Origin of the sequence: Microbacterium esteraromaticum, assembly GCF_028747645.1 — a bacterium.
Classification (GTDB): Bacteria; Actinomycetota; Actinomycetes; order Actinomycetales; family Microbacteriaceae; genus Microbacterium; species Microbacterium esteraromaticum_C.
Genome location: NZ_CP118100.1, coordinates 1,833,854 through 1,853,671, shown reverse-complemented (window position 1 = coordinate 1,853,671; position 19,818 = coordinate 1,833,854). Strand labels below are relative to the sequence as shown.

The window sequence follows — 19,818 nt, the reverse complement described above, 5'->3', positions numbered from 1 at the left end:
CTCAGTAGTCGCGGTCGATCAGATCCGGCGAGACCTCTGCCGCGGCCGCTTCGTCGACGAAGAACACCGTGCGCCGTTGGCCCTTGGCGCCTGCGGCCGGCACACCGGCATAGCTCGCGCCCGCAAGTGCGAGGCCTAGTGCCGATGCCTTGTCGGCACCGGTCAGCACCAGCCATACGCGCTTGGAGGCGTTCAGCACAGGGCGCGTGAGCGTGATCCGCTCGGCCGGCGGTTTGGGCGAGTCGCGCACCGGCAGGACAGCGGCATCGGTGACAGTCACCTCGGGACGGTCCGGGAACAGCGAGGCGATGTGCCCGTCCGGGCCGACGCCGAGGAAGCACACCGCGAAGGACGGCCATGCCGTGTCATCCGTGCTGAATCGTGCGAGCTCCTCGGCATAGGCCCGCGCGGCCTCGTCGAGCGTCAGGCCGTCCGACGGGGCTGCGGCCTCGTGGATGTTCTGGGCGGGAACCGGGATCCGGTTCAGCAGCGCATTGCGTGACTGCAGCGAGTTGCGGTCGGTGCTGTCGCGCTCGACGAAGCGCTCGTCGCCCCACCAGAAATGCACCAGCGACCAGTCGATATCGGCCACGCGCGCATCCGCCGCGGTCGCAGCCAGCACCGCCCCGCCCATCGAGCCCCCTGTGAGGCAGACATGGGCGAGACGGCCGTTGCGCGTGCGCGCGATGAGCCGGGTCAGGAAGCGATCCGCAACGCGCGTCGCGAGCGCCGCGGGGGTGGGTTCCACCACCACGGTCTTGGTCTTTCCCTGCACCTTCATCGGTTCACTCTCCTCGCTCGGGCGGACCGAGGTGCGACCAGCCCTCGGTGATGACCCGACCGTAGAGCAGATCGGCATCCAACCGACGCAGCTCCTCGGCGAGGCACTCCCGCACCGTACGGCGCGGAAGATGCAGCTCGTGATCGGGCTGTCCCGGCTGGGTCAGGATCGCGACGGCCGCCGACGGACGCTCCAGCAGGATGTCACCGGACGCGCGCGAAAGCCGCACCGACTTGATGCCCTCCTGCCAGTCATCCGGATGCTCGTACGACCAGGACACCGGAACACCGAGCGCCATCTGCAGCCAGGCCGCGAGCAGCGCCGTCGAGGGCGATGCCGCGGCGCCGCGCACCTCGACGGCGGTGACCGGCTCGAACGGCGGCTGATCGAGAACGGCAGCCAGCTGCTCGCGCCAGTGCGTAAGCCGCGTCCAGGCGAGATCGGTGTCACCGGGGGAATGCGTGCGCCCCAGCAGTGAGAGCCGGTCCCGCACGTCTGTGGTCGTGGCGGCGTCGGTGATGCGCCGTTGCGCCATGCGTCCCAGCGGCGAAGCTGCGGCATCCGTCGGTGCCTCATCCGGCCACCACACGACGACGGGTGCGTCGGGCAGCAGCAGACCGGTGACGAGGCTCTCGGCGTTGCTTGCGGCGTCGCCGTAGGCGCGCAGCACGACCACCTCGCTCGCACCGGCGTCGCCGCCGACGCGGATCTGCGCATCCAATCGTGCCGTGCCCTCGGTCGTGGTCACGACGATGACGCGCATCGGATGCTCGCGCGAGGCATCGTTGGCGGCGACGATGGCCGCCTCGGCGACACCGCTGCCGGCGGCGATGATCAGCGTCAGGACCCGGCCCAGTGCGACGGCTCCACCGTCTTCACGCACCTTCTCGAGCTGCTTGGCGACCTGGCTGACCGTCGTGTCGGAAAGGTCGATGATCACGGGCGTCTCCAGACTCGTCCGTCGCGGGCAAGAAGGGCGTCGGCGGACTCGGGTCCCCAGGAGCCCGGTGCGTACTGCTCGGGCGGCGTGTCCAGGCTCGCCCAGTACTCCTCGATCGGGTCGAGGATCTTCCACGACAACTCGACCTCTTCGTGCCGCGGGAACAGCGGCGGGTCGCCGAGCAGCACGTCGAGGATAAGGCGCTCGTACGCCTCAGGGCTGGCCTCGGTGAACGCGTGACCGTAGCCGAAGTCCATCGTCACATCGCGCACCTGGGTGCCGGCGCCCGGCACCTTCGAACCGAATCGGATGGTGACGCCCTCGTTGGGCTGCACGCGGATCACCAGGGCGTTCTGCCCGTGCTCGGAGGTGCGTCCCAGCAGGTGCTGTGGGGCGCGCTTGAACACGACGGCGATCTCGGTCACCCGACGCCCCAGCCGCTTGCCCGTCCGCAGGTAGAACGGCACGCCCGCCCAGCGTCGCGTGGCGATCTCAAGCTTGAGGGCCGCGTACGTCTCGGTGTGCGACTGCGGGTTCATGCCGTCCTCTTCGAGGAAGCCGTTGACCTTCGCGCCGCCCTGCCAACCGCCGGCGTACTGTCCGCGCGCCGCGGCGAGCGAGAGATCCTCGGGCAGCTGAACCGCCTCGAGCACCTTCTCCTTCTCGGCGCGCAGGTGCTCGGCCGACATGCTGATCGGCTCTTCCATCGCGGTGAGCGCCAGCAACTGCAGCAGGTGGTTCTGGATCACATCACGCGCCGCGCCGATGCCGTCGTAGTATCCGGCGCGGCCTCCCACACCGATGTCCTCGGCCATAGTGATCTGCACGTGGTCGATGTGGTTGCGGTTCCACAGCGGTTCGAAAAGCTCGTTCGCGAAGCGCAGCGCGAGGATGTTCTGCACCGTCTCCTTGCCGAGGTAATGATCGATGCGGAAGATCGAGTCGGCGGGAAATGCCACCTCCAGCGCCTCGTTCAGGGCGCGCGCGGATTCCAGGTCGTCTCCGAACGGCTTCTCGATCACGACGCGCCGCCAGCACGAGTCGTCGTCCTCGTCGTCACCGACGAGTCCCGAGTCCTTCAGTTGACGTGCGACGGTGGGGAAGTCCTTCGGCGGGATCGACAGGTAGAACGCGTGGTTGCCCATCGTGCCGCGTTCGACATCGAGCTTCTCGACGGTCTCACGCAGGCGCCGGAACGCGTCGGGATCGTCGAACGTGCCCTGCACGAACCGGATGCCCTGCAGAAGCTGCTGCCAGGTCTCTTCACGGAACTCGGTGCGCGCGTGCTGCCGCACCGCTTCGCGTACGACCTCGGCGAAGTCCTGGTCCTCCCAGTCGCGTCGGGCGAAGCCGACCAGCGCGAATCCCGGTGGCAACAGGCCCCGGTTCGCGAGGTCGTACACGGCGGGCATGAGCTTCTTGCGCGACAGGTCGCCGGTGACCCCGAAGATCACCAGCGCGCTGGGGCCGGCGATGCGGCTCAGTCGGCGATCATCGGGGTCGCGGAGCGGATTGCGTCCGCGGGAGATGGGGACAGTCATCGGTGGGGGATATCTCCTGGAGAGGCGGAAGAGGTTACTGAGCGGCTTCGAAGAGCGTCAGGATATCTGCAGCGTCGGTGATGGTGAGGGAAACGACGGGTCGGCCGTGCGCGGCGAGCACGGCGGCGTCACCGGCGGCCTGTGCTTCGATGAGCTGGCCGAAGGTGAACGGACGGCCGGGGATCTCCAGATCGACATCAGTGCGTTCCAGGACCTGCAGGAAGACGCCCTGTGCGGGGCCGCCCTTGTGGTACTGGCCGGTCGAGTGCAGGAACCGCGGACCCCATCCGAACGTGGTCGGGCGGCCGGAGTCGGCGGCGATCATCTCGCGCAGCCCCAGCAGTTGGCCCATCGTGCTGCGGTCGACATAGGCCTGAACAGCCACGTAGCCGTCCTCGCCCAGACGTGCCCACAGAGCATCCATCACGCCCTCAAGCGTTCCGGATGCCGTCAGCTCGGGGTCGGTAGCGCGCACCTCGATGCCGTCCTGCACGAATGCGGGAGCGGTCGGCTCGGGACGGGCGTCAAGCAGGCCGCGGGCCGCGCTCTTGGCCGACTCGACGTCGGGCTGGTCGAACGGGTTGATGCCCAGCAGATGTCCGGCGATGGCCGTGGCGTACTCCCACAGCAGAAACTGTGCGCCCAGCGTTCCGCTGACCAGGATCTCGCCGGGGTGGTGCTCGGACAGATGGAACTCGTCGGCGTCGTCGACCAGACGCACGACCTGCAGGTCTGCCGGCGGGGCCTCGAGCTCTGGGGAGACGGGCAGCATCACCACGGGGAGGATGCCCGTGCCCGCCTTGCCGGTGGACTCGGCGATCAGCTGCTCGATCCAGTCCGGGAGACCGTCGATGTGGGTGCCGTCGCTGACGAGGGCGAGCTTGTCTCGGCGCGGCGCGGTGCCGGTGATCGCGGCGGCCAGGCGCAGAGCCGGGTTGTCGGCCGCGTCGACGGCGAATTGCAGCATCGAGGCCTCTGCCTCGTCGAGCAGTTCGGCGATGTCGACTCCCGCCAGTCCGACCGGCACGAGCCCGAATGCGGTGAGCGCCGAGTAGCGTCCGCCGACGTTCGGGTCGGCTGTGAAGACCCGGTAGCCGGCCTCACGGGCTGCGGTCTCCAGGGGGGAACGCGGATCGGTCACCACGACGATCCGGCCGACCGGATCGATACCGAGGTCGCTGAAGGCGGCCTCGAACGCGCGGCGCTGCGAGTCCGTCTCGACGGTCGACCCCGACTTGGAGGAGACCACGAGCACCGTGTCACTGAGATCGTCGTCGATGGCGTCCAGCACCTGTGCGGGAGCCGTCGAATCCAGAATCGTCAAGCGTGCGCCGGCCGTGTTCGCGATCACCTCGGGGGCGAGCGACGAGCCACCCATCCCCGCCAGCACGACGCGCGTCACTCCCTGCGCGGCGAGCTCTTCACGCAACGCGATGATCTGCGGCACCAGCGGGCGCGAGACCGACACGGCCTCGACCCAGCCCAGGCGCACCGAGGCCTCTTCACGGGCATCCGGTCCCCACAGCTCATCGTCGCCAGCCGTGAGACGCGAGGCGACGAGCTTCGCGACCAGGCCGGGCACGAGCTCGTCGACGGCGACCTTCGCGGCCCCCGAGACGTGCACCGAGACAGTCATCGCGCGGCGTCCAGGCCTTCGGCCACCTGCGCCAGCAGGTCGTGCCACGAGTCGATGAACTTCGCCACGCCTTCGTCTTCGAGCACCTGGGTGACGTCATCGAAGTCGATTCCCACGGCCTTGAGCCCGGCGAAGACCTCGTGCGAGGCGGCGTAGGTGCCGGTGACGGTGTCTCCGGTCACCTCGGCGTGGTCGAACGTCGCTTCAAGGGTCTTCTCAGGCATCGTGTTCACGACGCCGGGAGCGACCAATTCGGTGACGTAGAGCGTGTCGGGCAGGTTCGGGTCCTTGACGCCGGTGGATGCCCACAGCGGGCGCTGCAGGTTCGCACCTGCGGCGATCAGCTCCTGAACGCCGGCGTCGGCGAACCGCTGCTCGAACAGCTCATACGCCAGGCGGGCGTTGGCAAGGCCGGCCTTGCTCTTGAGCGCCAGCGCCTCAGCGGTGCCGATGACGCTCAGACGCTTGTCGGTCTCGGTGTCGACGCGCGAGACGAAGAACGACGCGACCGAGTGGATGCCGCTCAGGTCGATGCCGGCATCCTTCGCCTTGCGCAGACCCGCCAGGTACGCGTCGATCACTGCGGCGTACCGCTCGAGGCTGAAGATCAGGGTGACGTTGACGCTGATGCCGGCACCGATCGCCTCGGTGATCGCGGGAAGGCCCGCCTTGGTGGCGGGGATCTTCACCAGCAGGTTCGGGCGGTCGATGCTGTTCCACAGTTCCTTCGCCTGCGCGATCGTGCCCTCGGTGTCGTGCGCCAGATCGGGGGAGACCTCGATCGAGACACGGCCGTCGACGTGGTCGGTGGCCTCCCAGACCGGACGGAAGATGTCGAGCGCCGCCTGAACGTCCTGCGTCGTGGCGGCGAAGACGGCCTCTTCGGCAGAGGCGCCGGATGCGGCGAGCTCACGCACCTGTGCGTCGTACGAGGTGTCGTTCGCGTCGGTGATGGCGCCGGCGAAGATCGTCGGGTTGGTGGTGACGCCGACGACGTTGCGCGTCTCGATCAACTGCTGCAGGTTGCCGGACTGGATCCGATTGCGCGAGAGATCGTCGAGCCAGATGCTGACTCCGGCCGCGGAAAGCTCTGAGGTGGGGGTGCTCATGCGTTGCTCCTTGTGCTGCTCGGTCAATGTGGCGCTCAACGGTCTGCGACCGCGGCGATGGTCTCACGCGCGGCGTCGATGACGGCCTCGGTGGTGATCCCGAACTCCTGGAAGAGGGTCTTGTAGTCGGCGGAGGCGCCGAAGTGGTCGATGCCGACCGAGCGTCCGCGGTCGCCGACGATGTCGCGCCACCCGACGACGGATCCCGCCTCGACCGACACACGTGCGGCGACGGATGTCGGCAGCACCGACTCACGGTAGGCGTCGTCCTGCTCGGCGAACCACTCCAGAGAGGGCGCCGACACGACGCGGGCGTTCACGCCCTCGGATGCCAGTGCCGCGCGGGCCGCGACGGCCAGCTGCACTTCCGATCCGGTCGCGATGAGGATGACATCGGGAGTGCCGCTCGGTGCCTCGGCCAGCACGTACGCGCCGCGGGCCGTTCCGCTCGCCGAGGCGAAGACCTCGCCGGATGCCGCACCTTCGCCGCGTTCGAACACCGGGATGTTCTGGCGGGTCAGGGCGATCCCCGCGGGGCCCTCGTGACGGCGCAGGATCTCCAACCAGGCCGCGGCGGTCTCGTTGGCATCCGCGGGGCGCACGACGGCGAGGTTCGGGATCAGGCGCAGCGACGCGAGCTGCTCGATCGGCTGGTGCGTCGGACCGTCCTCGCCGAGGGCGACGGAGTCATGGGTCCAGACGAAGACGCTGGGCACGTTCATCAGGGCGGCCAGGCGAACCGCCGGACGCATGTAGTCGCTGAAGATCAGGAACGTGCCGCCGAAGGCACGCGTGGGGCCGTGCAGCACGATGCCGTTGATGATCGCGCCCATCGCGTGCTCGCGGATGCCGAAGTGCATGACGCGTCCGTACGGGTCACCCGACCACTCGTGGGTCGACCACTCGCTCGGGATGAACGACGGTGCGCTCTTGATGGTGGTGAGGTTGGACTCGGCAAGGTCGGCGGAGCCGCCCCACAGTTCGGGAAGCTTCTCGGCGAGTGCGTTGATGACCTGTCCGGAAGCGGCGCGGGTCGAGACGTCCTTGCCGGCCTCGAACGACGGCAGGGCATCAGCGATGTCTGCAGGCAACTGGTGCGCCTCGAGGCGGTCCAGCAGCGCCTTGCGCTCGGGGTTGGCCGCGGCCCACGCGTCGAACGAGGTCTGCCACTCGGCGCGTGCCTCGGCGGCGCGCTCGGCCAGACCTCGGGTGTGGGCGATCACGTCGTCGGCCACGACGAAGTGCTGCTCGTGGTCGAATCCGAGCACCTTCTTGGTCGCGGCGAGTTCGTCGGCGCCGAGCGCCGAGCCGTGGATCTTGCCGGTGTTCTGCTTGCCGGGCGAGGGCCAGCCGATGATCGTCTTGAGAATGATGAGCGACGGCTTGGACTGCTCGTCTTTGGCTGCCTCGATAGCGGCATTGAGCTCGGCGACGTCCTCGACATACTCACCCGTGCGCTTCCAGTCGACGGTCTGCACGTGCCAACCGTAGGACTCGTAGCGTGCGGCGACATCCTCGGTGAAAGCGACGTTGGTGTCGTCCTCGATGGAGATCTGGTTGGAGTCGTAGATTGCGATGAGGTTGCCCAGCTGCTGGTGGCCGGCCAGCGACGAGGCCTCGCTCGTGACGCCCTCCTGCAGGTCGCCGTCGCCGGCGATCGTGTAGACGAAGTGATCGAACGGGCTGGTGCCCGCGGCGGCCTCGGGGTCGAACAGGCCGCGCTCGTAGCGAGCGGCGTACGCGAAGCCGACCGCCGACGCGAGGCCCTGACCGAGCGGACCGGTGGTGATCTCGACGCCCTTGGTGTGGCCGTACTCCGGGTGCCCCGGGGTCCTGGAACCCCAGGTGCGCAGCGCCTTCAGGTCGTCGAGCTCTAGGCCGAAGCCGCCCAAGTACAGCTGCACGTACTGCGTGAGCGACGAGTGGCCGACCGAGAGGATGAAGCGGTCGCGCCCGAGCCAGTCGGTGTCGGTGGGGTCGTGGCGCATCACCTGCTGGTAGAGCAGATACGCAACGGGGGCGAGGCTCATAGCCGTTCCGGGGTGGCCGTTGCCCACCTTCTCGACGGCGTCCGCCGCCAGGATGCGGGCGGTGTCCACCGCACGACGGTCGATCTCATCCCACTGCAGTTCTGCCACGGCAATACTCCTTCTGGCTGTTGCGAAGGCGCCCTGTTCCTGCGCGGTCCGCGTCGTCACGGAGAGTGCTGCTGCGCCGGGCGCGCGAGTTGTTTCAGCATACCGGCGCTGTAGCATCCGGCGTCGGTGTGTTGCGTATGGGGGCGAACGCTGAGCAAGCGCTTTCCATCGGCGGGCTCGGCTCCGCCCCGTGTCACTGCCGTGGAGGCCGCCGCGACACGCCGGGTGGCATAGAATGAAGGGCAGTTTTGTCTGTGCCCGCTCAGAAGGAGGCGATCGCGATCTCGACGACATCGCAGACCACCGAGACCACGTACTCGTTCGGTCAGAAGATCCGCGGCTACATCGCCCTCACCAAGCCGCGGGTGATGGAACTCCTGCTGGTCTCCACCGTCCCGGTGATGTTCCTGGCCGCCGGCGGGCTGCCGAACCTCTGGCTCGTGTTCGCCACGGTGATCGGCGGCGCGATGAGCGCGGCATCGGCGGCATCGTTCAACATGTACCTCGATCGCGACATCGATGTGCACATGAAGCGCACCGTCAATCGTCCCCTGGTGACCGGAGAGGTCTCGCCCCGCGGCGCGCTCGTCTTCTCGTGGGTCCTTGCCGTCGTCTCGACGATCTGGCTGCTGGTGACCACCAACTGGCTCACCGCCGCGCTCTCGGCCGGAGCGATCTTCTTCTACGTCGTGATCTACACGATGATCCTCAAGCGTCGCACCGAGCAGAACATCGTCTGGGGTGGCATCGCCGGTTGCTTCCCGGTGCTCATCGGCTGGTCGGCAGTCACGGGCTCGCTGGACTGGCCCCCGTTCGTGCTGTTCGTGCTGATCTTCCTGTGGACCCCGCCGCACTACTGGCCGCTGTCGATGAAGTACAGCGCCGACTACGACGACGTCGACGTGCCCATGCTCGGCGCGACCCGCTCGCCGTCGCAGGTCGGCCTGCAGGTCATCCTGTACGCGTGGGCGACGGTCGCGTGCTCGCTGCTGCTGATTCCTGTGGCAGGCATGGGTCTGGTCTACACGGTCTCGGCGGTGGTGTTCGGCGGCTGGTTCATCTACGAGTCGCACCGGCTCTACAACCGCGCCGTGCACGGCGACGAGGCGCGACCGATGCGCGTGTTCCACGCCTCGATCACCTACCTCACGCTGCTGTTCCTCTCGGTTGCAGTCGACCCGCTGCTGCCCTTCTGATCCGAGCGGTCTACAACCGCAACGCAATCGCCCCGGCGCTCGTCACGAGCACCGGGGCGATTGCGTTGGAACAGCGGATCAGCCGGCGGTGGGGCGCTTGAGCTTCAGCACGACGACCGTGTAGTTGGCTGCCGTCAGTGCTGCCAACACCATGTGGATGCCCACCAGCAGTGCGGGAAGACCCTCGCGTGCCTGCCAGACGCCGACGAGCACCTGGACGGCGACGGCCGCCACCAGCAGCAGCATCCATCCGCGCATCGGCAGGCGCTGGATCCATGCGGCCACCGCCAGTGCGACGACAAGCGCCGCCAGGATGTAGCCCGGCCAGGAGTGCACGTGGGCCAGCACGGTGGCATCGAAGCCCTCGCGCACGACGTTGACGTCGCCGGAGTGCGGGCCGGAACCGGTGGTGAGGATGCCGACGACGATCGTCACTGCCATCGCGAGACCCGTGACGTGCGTGAGGATCGCGAACCAGACCGGAACGGCGCGTTCGCGTGCGCCGGCCGGTTCACGCATGCGCACCAGATAGGCGGCCGTGACGCACACCAGCGCGAGGGAAGCCGCGTAGTGGAACCCGACGATGAACGGGTTCAGTCCCGTCAGCACCGTGATGCCGCCGACGAAGGCCTGGGCGATCACGCCGATCAGGACGATCCACGCCAGTACGGGCAGGTCTTTGCGTCCCGGGGTCGTACGGAGCGAGTGCGCCGCAGCGACAATGGTGACGAGCAGCAGTGCGGCTGCGAAGAACGGGAACGCCTCGGCGCCCGCGGCTGCGGCGATCGCGTAGGCGATCAGCCCGGCTCCGACACCCGCGAGCGCGAACCACACGGCGTTCGTGAACGCGCGGCGCCCACCGATCGCGTGCAGTGTGAACAGCAGGACGACGATGGCGAGGATGCCGACGACCCCCGTGATCGTGCGGTTGCCGAACTCGATGACGCCGTGGATGCCCTGTTCCTGAGTGGGGACGAGCGACTCCGGGGTGCACAGCGGCCACTCGGAGCATCCGAGGCCCGAACCGGTCAGGCGCACCGCGCCACCGGTGCCGATGATGAAGACCTCGAAGAGGAACGACAGCCACGCGAACACGCGCACGCGTGCGTCCATGCTGCTCGGCATCCAGCCGAAGAACCTGTCGCGCAGGCGTGCGGGGGTGGGCGTCGTCTCGGGCGCGACGATGTCAGTCATGGGGCCTCCGGAGTTCCGCGGTGGAGCACGGCGCAGGGCCCGTCCAGCAGGGGAACCTGTAGAATCGGATTGTTGTGATGGTCGCACACTGCGTGCCGTCCACCACTGACAGTTTAGGCGCGCGCCGCGCGTCGTGATGAGGGCCCATGAGCGGCATCCGATCTCCGCAGACTCGACGGGGTTCGGTGTGCCGGGGCGGATGACACCGTCTGGGTCCATGTTGAGGAGAGTGTGCCATGTCGGATGTGCTGATCGACCGCCCGGAGCTGGACAGTCTGGGGGTGTACGAGTTCGGCTGGCACGACCCCGACGCGGCCGGTGCCAGCGCACGGCGCGGTCTGTCCGAAGCTGTCGTCCGCGACATCTCCGGTCTGAAGAACGAGCCCGAGTGGATGCTGAAGACGCGCCTGAAGGCTCTGTCGCTCTTCGAGCGCAAGCCGATGCCGACCTGGGGTGCCGACCTCAGTGAGATCGACTTCGACAACATCAAGTACTTCGTGCGCTCGACCGAGCGTCAGGCGCAGTCCTGGGAGGACCTCCCCGACGACATCAAGAACACGTACGAGCGCCTGGGCATCCCCGAGGCCGAGCGTCAGCGCCTGGTCGCCGGCGTCGCCGCGCAGTACGAATCCGAGGTCGTCTACCACCAGATCCGTGAGGACCTGGAAGAGCAGGGTGTCATCTTCATGGACACCGACACGGCGCTGCGCGAGCACCCGGAGTTCTTCGAGGAGTACTTCGGCACGGTGATCCCCTCCGGCGACAACAAGTTCGCCGCGCTGAACACGGCCGTCTGGTCGGGTGGTTCGTTCGTGTACGTGCCGAAGGGCGTGCACGTCGAGATCCCGCTGCAGGCCTACTTCCGCATCAACACCGAGAACATGGGCCAGTTCGAGCGGACCCTGATCATCGCCGATGAGGACAGCTACGTCCACTACATCGAGGGCTGCACCGCGCCGATCTACAAGTCGGACTCGCTGCACTCGGCGGTCGTCGAGATCATCGTGAAGAAGAACGCCCGCGTTCGCTACACGACCATCCAGAACTGGTCGAACAACGTCTACAACCTGGTCACCAAGCGTGCCGTCGCGCACGAGGGTGCCACCATGGAGTGGGTCGACGGCAACATCGGCTCCAAGGTCACGATGAAGTACCCGTCGATCTACCTGATGGGTGAGCACGCCAAGGGCGAGACGCTCTCGGTGGCTTTCGCCGGGCCCGGTCAGCACCAGGACGCCGGTGCGAAGATGGTGCACATGGCGCCGCACACGCAGTCGTCGATCGTCTCGAAGTCGATCGCCCGCGGAGGCGGCCGCTCCGGCTACCGCGGTGAGGTCCGGGTGGATCCCGCCGCGCACCACTCTGCGAACTCCGTGGTCTGCGATGCGCTGCTGGTCGACACACAGTCCCGCTCCGACACGTACCCGTCGATCGATATCCGTGTCGATGACGTGCAGCTCGGCCACGAGGCCACCGTCTCGAAGGTCAGCGCCGAGCAGCTCTTCTACCTGCAGTCGCGCGGCATCGATGAGACCGAGGCAATGGCCATGATCGTGCGTGGGTTCATCGAGCCGATCGCGCGCGAGCTGCCCATGGAGTACGCGATGGAACTGAACAAGCTCATCGAGATGGGCATGGAAGGATCGGTCGGCTGATGACGGCCCCCACACAGGCGCCCGCCGCGGCGCCGCAGACGAACGCGCACATCGACCCGGCCGCACAGGTCACCGGCGCCGGTTTCGTTCCGGTGCAGACCCGCTCCGAGCGGCCCCGGTCGTTCGATCCCGAGGACTTCGGTGCGCCCACGGGCCGCGAGGTCAACTGGAAGCACACGCCGGTTGCACAGCTGAAGGCGCTCTTCGAGACCAGCCCGGTCAATGACGGCGTCGAGACCACCGTCAGCCACCCGCAGTACGTCCGTCCCGCACTCGCGCACGGCACGGCGCCGCGCGGCGAGTTCTTCACCCCCGAGGACATCGTTTCGGCTGTGGCGTGGCAGGGATCGTCGGATGCCCTCCACCTCAGCATCCCCGCCGATGAAGAGGTCGCCGAGTCGATCGTCGTGCAGATCGACGGCAAGGGCGGACGCGCCGACGCCCACCTGGTGATCGAGGCCGGCCGCCACAGCGTCTCCACCGTTGTTCTGCGCCACACCGGCACGGCACAGTACGCGCAGAACGTTGAGATCATCGTCCGCGACGGTGCCAAGCTGAAGCTTGTCACCGTGCAGCAGTGGGACGATGACGCGATCCACGCGTCGGCTCACCAGGCACGTGTCGATCGCGACGCCGAACTGACGCACATCGTCGTCAGCCTGGGCGGTGGCATCGTGCGCGTGAACCCCAACCTCGAACTCGCCGGCACCGGTTCGGAGGGCTACCTGTACGGTCTGTCCTTCGCCGATTCGGGTCAGCACCTCGAGAGCCAGGTGTACCTGCACCACAAGGGTGCGCACACCACCGGTGACGTGCTCTACAAGGGTGCCCTTAACGGTGCGAGCGCGCACAGCGTGTGGATCGGCGACGTGCTGATCGGCCGGGACGCCGTCGGCACCGACTCGTACGAGGCGAACCGAAACCTGGTGCTCACCGAGGGAGCTCGCGCCGACTCGATCCCGAACCTCGAGATCGAGACCGGTGACATCGCCGGTGCCGGTCACGCCAGCGCCACGGGGCGCTTCGACGACGAGCAGCTGTTCTACCTGCAGGCTCGCGGCATCACCGAGGACGAGGCGCGACGGCTGGTCGTGTTCGGCTTCCTCACCGAGGTCATCCAGCGCATCGGCATCCCGTCGGTGCAGGACGAGCTGCTCGCCGCTGTCGACGCCGAGCTTGCCGCGGTCGACCCGCAGGCCGTTCTGGGCGATCGCGAGGCCGCCCAGTGAGTGCGCAGCGCGCGTGCGGCGTCAGTGAACTCGAGCAGGACACCCCGCTGCGCGTCGAGATCGACGGCGTCGCGATCGCACTGGTGAAGGACGCCGACGACGTGATCCACGCGATCGGCGACCGCTGCACGCACGGCGACATCTCGCTGGCCGAGGGCTTCGTGGAAGGTAAGACGCTGGAGTGCTGGGCCCACGGCTCGGCGTTCTCGCTCGAGACCGGCCACCCCCTCAACCTCCCCGCTTACGAGCCCGTCCCTGTTTACGCCGTCACGATCGACGGTGACGACGTGCTCATCGACCCCACTGTCATTAAGGAAGTCTGAATGTCTGTTCTCGAGATCCGCGACCTGCACGTAACGGTCGAGACCGATCAGGGCACTTCGCCGATCCTCAACGGGATCGACCTCACCATCAAGACCGGTGAGACGCACGCGATCATGGGCCCCAACGGCTCGGGCAAGTCCACCCTCGCCTACACGATCGCCGGTCACCCCAAGTACACCGTCACCCAGGGCACCATCACCTTCGACGGTGAGGACGTGCTCGAGATGAGCGTCGACGAGCGTGCCCGCGCCGGCCTGTTCCTCGCCATGCAGTACCCGGTGGAGATCCCCGGCGTCACGGTGACGAACTTCCTGCGCACGGCCAAGACCGCGATCGATGGCGAGGCGCCCTCGATCCGTCAGTGGACCAAGGATGTCAAGTCGGCCATGAGCAACCTGCGCATGGACCCGAAGTTCGCTCAGCGCAACGTCAACGAGGGCTTCTCGGGCGGCGAGAAGAAGCGCCACGAGATCATGCAGCTTGAGGTGCTCAAGCCGAAGTTCGCCGTGCTCGACGAGACCGACTCGGGTCTGGACGTCGACGCGCTGAAGATCGTGTCCGAGGGTGTCAACCGTGCGAAGGAGGCCACCGATCTGGGTGTGCTGCTGATCACGCACTACACGCGCATCCTGCGGTACATCCGCCCGGACTTCGTGCACGTGATCGTGGCGGGCAAGATCGTCGAAGAGGGCGGCGCCGAACTGGCCGACCGTCTGGAGGACGAGGGCTACGACCGTTTCATCGACCCCGCAGCCCCGATCGAAGCGTAGGCTGAGGGCATGACCGCGACCCTCACTCCCGAGAAGTTCGACGAGGTCACCGAGGCTCTCAAGGACGTCATGGATCCCGAGCTCGGGATCAACGTCGTCGACCTCGGTCTGATCTACGACCTGTCGTGGGATGACGAGAACGATGCACTGGTCATCCACATGACCCTGACCAGCGCCGGCTGCCCGCTCACCGATGTGCTCGAGGAGCAGACCGCTCAGGCGCTGGACGCCGTGGTCGATCAGTTCCGGATCAACTGGGTGTGGATGCCGCCGTGGGGCCCGGAGCGGATCACCGACGACGGGCGTGACATGATGCGCGCCCTCGGCTTCGCCATCTGACCCGGAGCCGAACTGACATGGCTGCGCCCATTCAGGCCCTGAGCTTGGAGCAGTTGCGCCGCCGAACAAGCGAGAAATGGCGGGAGTACCCCGAAGGGGTGCTCCCGCTGTTCGTCGCCGAGACTGATTTTCCGCTCGCCCCGCAGATCACCGCGGCGCTCGAGCGTGCCGTGCGGGGTGGCGACACGGGGTACGTCGCCTCGCGCACACCGCTGGCGGCGTCGTATGCGGCATTCGCCGATCGCCGTTTCGGGTGGGCCCCCGACCCTGCGGGCATGCGCAGCACCGCGGATGTCAGCATGGGGATCGTTGAGATCCTGCGCCGGGTGATCGCGCCCGGCGAACGTGTGATCGTGAACCCGCCGGTGTACCCGCCGTTCTTCGAGCTGGTTGAAGAGGCCGGCGGCGTCGTCGAACGGGTGCCTCTGCGCGATACCGGTTCGGGCTGGGAGCTCGACCTGGAGAGGATCGCCGGGTCGCTGGCATCCGGGGCCCGCGCGGTGCTGTTGTGCAACCCGCACAACCCGACCGGCACCGTACACTCGGCGGCGTCCTTGCGGGCATTGGCCGAACTCGCTGCGCAGCACGGCGCCGTCGTCGTGTCGGACGAGATCCACGCGCCCCTGGCGCAACCCGGCAAGGGGTACACGCCGTTCCTGGCCGCCGGAGATGCCGCTGCCCAGGTGGGGTTCGCGGTCGTCAGCGCGAGCAAGGCGTTCAACCTCGCAGGGCTCAAGTGCGCTCTGATGGTCGCCGAGAGCGCCGCGCATCGACGCGTGCTGCGCCGGCTTCCCGTCGAAGTCGAGTGGCGTACCGGACAGTTCGGCCTGCTCGCCGCAGTGGCGGCGTTCGCGCCCGAGAGCGACGAATGGCTCGACGGCCTGCTGCTGACTCTCGATGCCAACCGTCGCCTGCTCGGTGATCTGCTGGCCGATCGACTGCCCGAGGCGGAGTATCGGATGCCCGATGCCGGCTATCTCGGCTGGATCGATCTGAGTGCACTCGGCTGGGGCGCCAACCCGGCCAAGCGCATTCTGCGCGAGGCAGGAGTCGCGTTGCACTTCGGTCCGGCCTTCGGCGCCGAGGGTGCCGGACACGTGCGGCTGAACTTCGGCACCAGCCCCGAGATCATCACCGAGGCCATCGAGCGCATCTTCGCGATCCGCTGAACGACGCTGCCCCTGCTGTGTGGGAATCGGCCGTGCCGCGTTCAGACACGTACGCCCGCGGTGAGTGCTCGGATGCCGGTGCAGAACACCGCGTCGGAGTGCGCGGTCGGATCCTGAGCGTCGGGCTCGACGGCCCCGATGCTCTGTGCGTGCATGCGCTGCTGCAGCAGGGTGGCATGCCCCAGGATGAACTCGAAGACGGCGTCGGCGAGGACGTCGCTGTCGGGGTGCGGGGTCAGTGACGCGGCAAGCGCCTGCTGTGCGCGCGGGGTACCGAGGCGCAGCGCGTAGCTGCTCATGACGATCTCGGCGCCGTCGCGATAAGCCAGCAGGGCGTCGAGGATGGCGTGCGCGACCTGCGAGGTGTCGCGGGATGCATCGGGGGCCGGTACAGCAGAGAGGATGCGATCTGCCACACCTGCCAGCAGCGCTTGCTTGTTGGGGAAGTGCCAGTAGAGCGCGCTGGGTTGCACCTCGAGCTCGGCGGCGATGCGGCGCATCGACAGATCGGGAAGGCCGATGTCATCGAGTAGGCGCAGAGCGCAGTCGATGACGCTGTGTCGATCGTGTCGGGAGGGGGCCATACGGCCAGTATAGTGAACAGCGTTCAGGTGAACACTGTTCAGGTGAACATCGTTCAGGAAATCTCTGAGAGGAAACCTATGTCTGCTGTCCGTCGCCCCCTCAGCGCCGATCTCGCTCGCATCGCGCTGTTCGCCGCGCTGATCATCGTGCTCGGCACCGTCATGGTGCCCCTGCCCGGAGGCGTGCCGATCACGGGGCAGACGCTGGGCGTCATGCTCGCAGGACTCATCCTGGGTGCCCGTCGCGCCCCGCTGGCGATCCTCATCGTGCTGGCGCTGGCCGCCGTCGGCCTTCCCGTACTGGCCGGTGGGCGTGGCGGCCTCGGGGTCTTCGTCGGACCCACGGCGGGCTACCTGCTGGGATGGGTCGTCGGCGCGATCGTGATCGGGGTCATCGCGCACTCCGGGCGGTTCACCTGGTGGCGTGCGGGTATCGCCACCCTTGTCGGGGGCATCGCCGTCGTGTACCTGTTCGGTATCCCCGTCCAGTCGTGGGTCACGGGCGTACCGCTCGACCTGACCGCCGTGTCGACCCTCGCATTCCTGCCGGGCGATCTGATCAAGGCCGGTGCGGCGACGGCGCTGGCCGTGGCATTGCGTCGTGCCTACCCGCGCGCATTCCCGCAGCGGGTCGTGCACGTGGCATCCGCTGCATCGTGACGACCGCCGACATCTCGCTCCGGGGAGTCGGCTATGAGGCGGAGGGTGTTCGCGTACTGCGCGACGTCTCGGTGACGTTGTCCGCGCGCCGCACGGCCGTGATCGGGGCGAACGGGTCGGGTAAGTCGACCTTCGCCCGTCTGCTGAACGGTCTCCGACAGCCGACCACCGGCACGATGCGCGTGCTCGGACTCGATGCCACCGAGCACGCCGACCAACTGCGGGCCCGCGTCGGCTTCGTCTTCACCAATCCCGAGGCGCAGATCCTGATGCCGACACCCGGCGAAGACCTCGCGCTCTCGCTGGGGCGGGTGGACAAGCGCGAGCGAGCTACACGCATCGACGGGCTGCTTGCACGGTACGGGTTGGCGGGCCGTGCAGACCAGCCCGTCGCCAGCCTCTCGGGCGGCCAACGGCAGCTGCTCGCCGTCGCTGCGGTGCTCGCCACGGCCCCCGACCTCGTCGTCGCCGACGAACCGACCACACTGCTCGACCTGCGCAACACCCGCCGCATCGGCGACCTGTTGCTGAACCTCGACGTGCCGGTCGTGCTCGTCACCCATGATCTCGAACTCGCGGCGCAGTGCGATGAGGTCGTGCTGTTCGTCGACGGCTCTGTGCACGCGGTCGGCGAACCCGCCGATGTGATCGACCAGTACCGGCGACGAGCGGCATGATCTCGCTGTACCGGCCCGGCACGGGCATCCTGCATCGCATGTCGGCCGGTGCGAAACTCGGTCTACTCGCGGCGTTGGCGCTGTGTGTGTCGGTGCTTGCGCTGGGGACGACCGGCACCGCGATACTGGTGGCCGCCGTCTCGTCACTCTACGTCGTGGGCGGGCTGGGGTGGCGTCTGCTGGCAGAGTCCTGGTGGCGTCTACGCTGGCTGATCATCGTGCTCGCCGGGGCGCTGTGGATCTTCGTCGGCATCGACGAAGCCGTGCGCAACGCCGGGCGCGTGGTGGCACTGATCCTGCTCGCCGACCTCGTCACCCGCACCACCCGCATGGGCGACCTGCTCGATGTGCTGCAGCGGCTCTTGCGTCCCCTGCGGGTGTTCCGGCTCGACCCGGACACGGCCGCACTGGCGATCTCCCTCACCATCGCCATGGTTCCGGTGCTCGCGGGATTCCTGAATCAGGTGCGGGACGCGCAGCGCGCGCGTGGCGTGCGACTCGGGCCGCGCGCGGCGCTGCCCCTGCTGGTACTGACACTCCGGCACGCGGATGACGTCGGTGACGCGCTCGCCGCCCGCGGGCTGGCGCGCTGAGCGTGTGCACCGGGAGCTGACGCTCTGCGGGCACCGGCCGGGGTGACGTGACGATGAGTGCTCCGAGCCACAGCACGCTGGTGATCGCGGCCGTCACTGGGGTGGTGCCGGCGGCGAGCAGCACCACGACGCCGGCCACTCCCAGGACGACACCCGCTGCGGCTCGATCCGCGCGGACCAAGCCGCGGCGGACGCGCGACGCCTCGATGCGCGCCAGGGGCACGCTCAGCAGCGCCGTCAACGCCACCGCGACGGCGACCCATGCGGGACGAGTCAGCCACCACTCCGCTCCGCCCGGCGCGGGAAGGGCGCCGCCGGTCTGCTGAGCGAACAGCGCGAGAACACCGGCAAGGGCGAGCAGTACAGGCATGTGCCAGAGGTAGATAGTCATGGTGCGCTGCGATACGAACGCCGTGAAGGCTGCGAGCACGGGCCGCTCAGCGACGACGGCGATCCTCGACCGTGCGAGCGAGAACAGCAAGGTGTGGGTCAGTCCGACCAGCAGCAGCGCCGTCGTCGGCGGGTTGAGATTGGCGATCAGATCGGGGGAGTGGAAGCCGCTCTGGAATGACAGCACCAGGACGGCGACGGCAGCGGTCGCGGCGAGAGCCCGCGCCCGAGGCCCGATGCGGTCGATGCTGCCATCCGAGAGGAAGAACCCCAGCTGTTGCAGGGCCAACCAGACAAAGGCCATGTTGACCAGACCGACCGCAGCCTGGCCGGTGATGATGCGCGCAGCATCCACCAGCACGGCCATGGCGGCGAGTGCGCCCAGGGCGCCCACCCGGTACCGGGCGTGCAGCCGCACCATCAGCGGCAGCAGAGCCTGACAGCCCAGGAACACGCCGAGGAACCACAGCGGCTGTGAGAAGCGGAAGCCCGCCACACCGACGAGGTCATCTGCGACCCCGGTGTGGGTGAGCAACGCCAGGAGCACACCCGCCGTCGCGACCACGGCGAGCGCCGGACGCACCAGACGGTGCACACGCGCGGCGGCGAACGCGGCAGCCGACGTGGAGCGTCGACGCAATGCGGTGATGCCCGCGAATCCACCGATGACGAAGAACAGCGGCATCACCTGCAGTGCCCAACTCACTGGTACCAGCCAGGCGCCGCTCTCGGCCGCGTTCTCGAACGCCGGCCCCTGCGCGGTGACCGTGACTCCGACCATGAGGGCGTGCAGGACGATCACGCCCAGCACGCACAGAGAGCGGACGAGATCGACCGCGGTGTCGCGGCCGGCAGCGGTGGTGGACATGGCGCCTCCTGGTCGATGTGCCAGG

The 19,818-nt window shown here is 68.0% G+C and carries 18 protein-coding genes and 1 pseudogene; 10 read left to right on the top strand and 9 right to left on the bottom strand.

The window, feature by feature from the left end:
* Position 1: 1 nt before the first annotated feature.
* The 6 genes from pgl to tkt are packed head-to-tail and all read right to left on the bottom strand — an operon-like array spanning position 2 to position 8,145.
* Positions 2–781 carry a 6-phosphogluconolactonase gene (gene pgl / locus PTQ19_RS08715; RefSeq protein ID WP_274367047.1) on the bottom strand — a complete coding sequence of 260 codons (780 nt, stop codon included), beginning with the start codon at positions 779–781 and terminating at the stop codon, positions 2–4.
* A gap of 4 nt (positions 782–785) precedes the next feature.
* Positions 786–1,721: a glucose-6-phosphate dehydrogenase assembly protein OpcA gene (locus PTQ19_RS08710; RefSeq protein ID WP_274367046.1), complete on the bottom strand. Its 936-nt coding sequence runs from the start codon at positions 1,719–1,721 to the stop codon at positions 786–788.
* Complete coding sequence (gene zwf, locus PTQ19_RS08705; protein WP_179410649.1) at positions 1,718–3,262, bottom strand: glucose-6-phosphate dehydrogenase; 1,545 nt, start codon at positions 3,260–3,262, stop codon at positions 1,718–1,720. Before zwf ends, PTQ19_RS08710 begins: the two co-directional genes overlap by 4 nt.
* Positions 3,263–3,296: 34 nt before the next feature.
* Entirely contained in the window at positions 3,297–4,898 is a 1,602-nt protein-coding gene (locus PTQ19_RS08700) for a glucose-6-phosphate isomerase (RefSeq protein ID WP_274367045.1), read from the bottom strand.
* The gene (tal, locus tag PTQ19_RS08695; protein ID WP_206820403.1) at positions 4,895–6,007 is read right to left on the bottom strand and encodes a transaldolase; all 1,113 of its coding nucleotides are present in this window, start codon (positions 6,005–6,007) and stop codon (positions 4,895–4,897) included. The genes PTQ19_RS08700 and tal overlap by 4 nt, the downstream gene beginning before the upstream one ends.
* A 35-nt stretch (positions 6,008–6,042) precedes the next feature.
* Positions 6,043–8,145 carry a transketolase gene (tkt, locus tag PTQ19_RS08690; RefSeq protein WP_274367044.1) on the bottom strand — a complete coding sequence of 701 codons (2,103 nt, stop codon included), beginning with the start codon at positions 8,143–8,145 and terminating at the stop codon, positions 6,043–6,045.
* Between the two features lie 275 nt (positions 8,146–8,420).
* Here tkt and PTQ19_RS08685 point away from each other — a divergent pair, with 275 nt between their 5' ends.
* The gene (locus PTQ19_RS08685) at positions 8,421–9,341 is read left to right on the top strand and encodes a heme o synthase (RefSeq protein ID WP_206821643.1); all 921 of its coding nucleotides are present in this window, start codon (positions 8,421–8,423) and stop codon (positions 9,339–9,341) included.
* Between the two features lie 78 nt (positions 9,342–9,419).
* Here the strand turns inward: PTQ19_RS08685 and PTQ19_RS08680 are convergent, their stop codons facing one another.
* Positions 9,420–10,454 (bottom strand): COX15/CtaA family protein, encoded by a 1,035-nt coding sequence (locus tag PTQ19_RS08680; RefSeq protein WP_425313207.1) that lies wholly within the window; start codon positions 10,452–10,454, stop codon positions 9,420–9,422.
* A 317-nt stretch (positions 10,455–10,771) separates the two neighbouring features.
* Between PTQ19_RS08680 and sufB the strand changes: the two genes are divergently transcribed.
* The 6 genes from sufB to PTQ19_RS08650 are packed head-to-tail and all read left to right on the top strand — an operon-like array spanning position 10,772 to position 16,021.
* Positions 10,772–12,190, top strand: coding sequence for a Fe-S cluster assembly protein SufB (gene sufB / locus PTQ19_RS08675; protein ID WP_274367042.1), 1,419 nt, complete (start codon positions 10,772–10,774; stop codon positions 12,188–12,190).
* Entirely contained in the window at positions 12,190–13,419 is a 1,230-nt protein-coding gene (sufD, locus tag PTQ19_RS08670; protein ID WP_274367041.1) for a Fe-S cluster assembly protein SufD, read from the top strand. The genes sufB and sufD overlap by 1 nt, the downstream gene beginning before the upstream one ends.
* Positions 13,416–13,742: a non-heme iron oxygenase ferredoxin subunit gene (locus PTQ19_RS08665; protein ID WP_179410656.1), complete on the top strand. Its 327-nt coding sequence runs from the start codon at positions 13,416–13,418 to the stop codon at positions 13,740–13,742. The genes sufD and PTQ19_RS08665 overlap by 4 nt, the downstream gene beginning before the upstream one ends.
* Positions 13,743–14,513: a Fe-S cluster assembly ATPase SufC gene (sufC, locus tag PTQ19_RS08660; protein WP_179410657.1), complete on the top strand. Its 771-nt coding sequence runs from the start codon at positions 13,743–13,745 to the stop codon at positions 14,511–14,513. It begins immediately after the preceding gene.
* Positions 14,514–14,522: 9 nt separating this feature from the next.
* On the top strand, positions 14,523–14,852 hold the full coding sequence (locus PTQ19_RS08655) for a metal-sulfur cluster assembly factor (protein ID WP_179410658.1): 330 nt from the start codon (positions 14,523–14,525) through the stop codon (positions 14,850–14,852).
* A gap of 17 nt (positions 14,853–14,869) precedes the next feature.
* A complete protein-coding gene (locus PTQ19_RS08650) occupies positions 14,870–16,021 on the top strand; it encodes a MalY/PatB family protein (protein WP_274367040.1) in 1,152 nt (383 codons plus the stop codon).
* Positions 16,022–16,062: 41 nt separating this feature from the next.
* On the opposite strand, the gene PTQ19_RS08645 is transcribed toward PTQ19_RS08650, so the two are convergent.
* Positions 16,063–16,605, bottom strand: a complete 543-nt coding sequence (locus PTQ19_RS08645; RefSeq protein WP_179410660.1) for a TetR family transcriptional regulator — start codon at positions 16,603–16,605, stop codon at positions 16,063–16,065.
* A gap of 78 nt (positions 16,606–16,683) precedes the next feature.
* Between PTQ19_RS08645 and PTQ19_RS08640 the strand changes: the two genes are divergently transcribed.
* From PTQ19_RS08640 to PTQ19_RS08630, 3 genes are read left to right on the top strand one after another with little or no spacing between them, the layout of a single operon-like run.
* Positions 16,684–17,265 carry a biotin transporter BioY gene (locus PTQ19_RS08640; protein WP_224817931.1) on the top strand — a complete coding sequence of 194 codons (582 nt, stop codon included), beginning with the start codon at positions 16,684–16,686 and terminating at the stop codon, positions 17,263–17,265.
* On the top strand, positions 17,262–17,942 hold the full coding sequence (locus PTQ19_RS08635; RefSeq protein ID WP_274367039.1) for an energy-coupling factor ABC transporter ATP-binding protein: 681 nt from the start codon (positions 17,262–17,264) through the stop codon (positions 17,940–17,942). The genes PTQ19_RS08640 and PTQ19_RS08635 overlap by 4 nt, the downstream gene beginning before the upstream one ends.
* Complete coding sequence (locus PTQ19_RS08630) at positions 17,939–18,535, top strand: energy-coupling factor transporter transmembrane component T family protein (RefSeq protein ID WP_274367038.1); 597 nt, start codon at positions 17,939–17,941, stop codon at positions 18,533–18,535. Before PTQ19_RS08635 ends, PTQ19_RS08630 begins: the two co-directional genes overlap by 4 nt.
* 223 nt (positions 18,536–18,758) lie before the next feature.
* On the opposite strand, the pseudogene PTQ19_RS08625 reads toward PTQ19_RS08630, so the two are convergent.
* Positions 18,759–19,793 (bottom strand): annotated as a pseudogene (locus PTQ19_RS08625) (acyltransferase family protein); the annotation flags it as partial.
* Between the last annotated feature and the right edge of the window lie 25 nt (positions 19,794–19,818).

Bases quoted from the DNA above. Each gene is read 5' to 3' on its own strand.
- pgl (WP_274367047.1), bottom strand. From the start codon at position 781: ATGAAGGTGCAGGGAAAGACCAAGACCGTGGTGGTGGAACCCACCCCC.
- zwf (WP_179410649.1), bottom strand. From the start codon at position 3,262: ATGACTGTCCCCATCTCCCGCGGACGCAATCCGCTCCGCGACCCCGAT.
- PTQ19_RS08700 (WP_274367045.1), bottom strand. From the start codon at position 4,898: ATGACTGTCTCGGTGCACGTCTCGGGGGCCGCGAAGGTCGCCGTCGAC.
- tal (WP_206820403.1), bottom strand. From the start codon at position 6,007: ATGAGCACCCCCACCTCAGAGCTTTCCGCGGCCGGAGTCAGCATCTGG.
- PTQ19_RS08680 (WP_425313207.1), bottom strand. From the start codon at position 10,454: ATGGACGCACGCGTGCGCGTGTTCGCGTGGCTGTCGTTCCTCTTCGAG.
- sufB (WP_274367042.1), top strand. From the start codon at position 10,772: ATGTCGGATGTGCTGATCGACCGCCCGGAGCTGGACAGTCTGGGGGTG.
- sufD (WP_274367041.1), top strand. From the start codon at position 12,190: ATGACGGCCCCCACACAGGCGCCCGCCGCGGCGCCGCAGACGAACGCG.
- sufC (WP_179410657.1), top strand. From the start codon at position 13,743: ATGTCTGTTCTCGAGATCCGCGACCTGCACGTAACGGTCGAGACCGAT.
- PTQ19_RS08655 (WP_179410658.1), top strand. From the start codon at position 14,523: ATGACCGCGACCCTCACTCCCGAGAAGTTCGACGAGGTCACCGAGGCT.
- PTQ19_RS08650 (WP_274367040.1), top strand. From the start codon at position 14,870: ATGGCTGCGCCCATTCAGGCCCTGAGCTTGGAGCAGTTGCGCCGCCGA.
- PTQ19_RS08645 (WP_179410660.1), bottom strand. From the start codon at position 16,605: ATGGCCCCCTCCCGACACGATCGACACAGCGTCATCGACTGCGCTCTG.
- PTQ19_RS08640 (WP_224817931.1), top strand. From the start codon at position 16,684: ATGTCTGCTGTCCGTCGCCCCCTCAGCGCCGATCTCGCTCGCATCGCG.
- PTQ19_RS08630 (WP_274367038.1), top strand. From the start codon at position 17,939: ATGATCTCGCTGTACCGGCCCGGCACGGGCATCCTGCATCGCATGTCG.